The 658-nt window shown below is 71.3% G+C and carries 1 protein-coding gene; it reads left to right on the top strand.

From position 1 onward, the window contains the following. Window positions 1-128 precede the first annotated feature (128 nt). On the top strand, window positions 129-658 hold a 530-nt coding region (locus KUM32_RS38800; protein ID WP_308408833.1), incomplete at its 3' end, for a TIM barrel protein.

The following is a 658-nucleotide window of genomic DNA, read 5'->3' as shown; positions in this document are numbered from 1 at the left end:
ACCGGGTACGGCCGGGTACGGCCAGGGCCTCGCGCCCCTGCCAGTGCGGTCATTTCCGGGGCCCGGTCCGTACCGCCTCGGCCAGGCAGCCTGCTGCCGGGGCGGCGACACGCCGTACGCTGTCCCTCGTGACAGAGCCAGAGCCAGTGGTGCGCATCCCGGATGCGAAGGTCGCCCTGTCCACGGCCTCCGTCTACCCGGAGTCCACGGCGGCGGCCTTCGAGATCGCGGCGCGCCTGGGATACGACGGCGTCGAAGTGATGGTCTGGACGGACCCGGTCAGCCAGGACATCGAGGCGCTGCGCAGACTGTCCGACTACCACCAGGTGCCGATCCTGGCCGTGCACGCGCCCTGCCTGCTGATCACCCAGCGCGTGTGGTCCACCGACCCGTGGGTCAAGCTCAAGCGGGCCCGCGCCGCGGCCGAGCGGCTCGGCGCCTCCACCGTCGTGGTGCACCCGCCCTTCCGCTGGCAGCGCTCGTACGCCCGGGACTTCGTCAGCGGCATCTGGCGGATGGCCGACGAGACCGACGTCCAGTTCGCCGTCGAGAACATGTACCCCTGGCGCTACCGCGACCGCGAGATGCTCGCCTACGCGCCCGGCTGGGACGTCACCAAGGACGACTACCGGCACTTCACGGTCGACCTCTCGCCTAC

This window comes from Streptomyces sp. AC627_RSS907 (genome assembly GCF_019049165.1).
This window is presented reverse-complemented; position numbering and strand designations above follow the sequence as displayed.